At 65.6% G+C, this 1,384-nt stretch carries 2 protein-coding genes; both read left to right on the top strand.

Features of this window, described 5'->3' with window-relative positions:
* The coding region (locus FZZ93_RS18155; protein WP_149323699.1) for an electron transfer flavoprotein subunit beta/FixA family protein at positions 1–453 on the top strand (453 nt) is incomplete at its 5' end.
* A 14-nt stretch (positions 454–467) separates the two neighbouring features.
* Positions 468–1,384 (top strand): electron transfer flavoprotein subunit alpha/FixB family protein (locus FZZ93_RS18150; protein WP_149323698.1); only part of this gene is annotated, 917 nt, incomplete at its 3' end.

Here is a 1,384-nt window from a genome sequence, read left to right as displayed (position 1 = left end):
GTGCTGGCCAAGGTGGTTGAAGAGGAGCAGCCGGAGTTGGTGATTCTCGGCAAGCAGGCCATCGACAGCGACAACAACCAGACCGGCCAGATGCTGGCTGCCCTGACCGGGCGTGCCCAGGGCACCTTCGCTTCCGAGGTCAAGGTCGAGGACGGCAAGCTGACGGTCACCCGCGAGATCGACGGCGGCCTGCAGACTCTCTCGCTGGCCCTGCCGGCCGTCGTCACGACTGACCTGCGCCTCAACGAGCCGCGCTACGCCAAGCTGCCCGACATCATGAAAGCCAAGAAGAAGCCGCTGGACACCAAGACGCCGGAGGAACTGGGCGTCGAGGTCGCCGGCAAGCTCAAGCTGGTCGGGGTCGAGCCGCCGGCCGAGCGCCAGGGCGGCGTCAAGGTGGGCTCCGTGGACGAGCTCGTGGACAAACTCAAGAACGAAGCCAAAGTCCTTTGAAAGGAGCTGATCTCATGAGCATTCTGGTACTCGCCGAACATCACGACGGCCAACTGGCCGAGAGCACGGCCCATGTGGTGGCCGCGGCCCGGCAAGTGAAAGAAAGCATCGGCGGTGACATCGACGTACTGGTGGCCGGGGAAAACGTCGGCACCATTGCCGAGGCGGCGGCCAAACTCGAGGGCGTCGCCAGGGTGAGGGTGGCCGATCACGCGGTCTATGCCCACCAACTGGCCGAGCCGTTGGGCGAGCTGCTGGTGTCGCTGGCGGATGACTACAGCCATGTGCTGGCGGCGGCCTCGACCACCGGCAAGAACGTCATGCCGCGTCTCGCCGCGCTGAAGGACGTCTCGCAGATCTCCGAGATCATCGCTGTGGAGAACGCCGACACCTTCAAGCGGCCGATCTACGCCGGCAACGCCATTGCCACCGTGCAGAGCGAGGACGCGCTGAAGGTGATCACCGTGCGGGGCACCGCCTTCGACGCAGTCGGCGCAAGCGGCAGCGCGACCATCGAAGCCGTCGACACCGTGGTCGACAACGCCTTGTCGTCCTTTGTCGGCGAGGAACTGGCCCAGAGCGACCGTCCCGAGCTGGGGGCGGCCAAGGTGGTCATCTCCGGTGGCCGCGGCATGGGCAACGGCGAGAACTTCAAACTGCTCGACGGTATCGCCGACAAGCTCGGCGCGGCCATCGGTGCCTCTCGCGCGGCGGTGGACGCCGGCTTCGTGCCCAACGACATGCAGGTCGGCCAGACCGGCAAGATCGTCGCTCCAGAGCTCTACATCGCCGTGGGCATCAGCGGTGCCATCCAGCACCTGGCGGGCATGAAGGACTCCAAGGTGATCGTGGCGATCAACAAGGACGAGGAGGCGCCGATCTTCCAGGTGGCCGATTATGGATTGGTCGCTGACTTGTTCGAGGCGCTGCC

The organism is Halomonas eurihalina (genome assembly GCF_008274785.1).
GTDB lineage: Bacteria > Pseudomonadota > Gammaproteobacteria > Pseudomonadales > Halomonadaceae > Halomonas > Halomonas eurihalina.
This window is presented reverse-complemented; position numbering and strand designations above follow the sequence as displayed.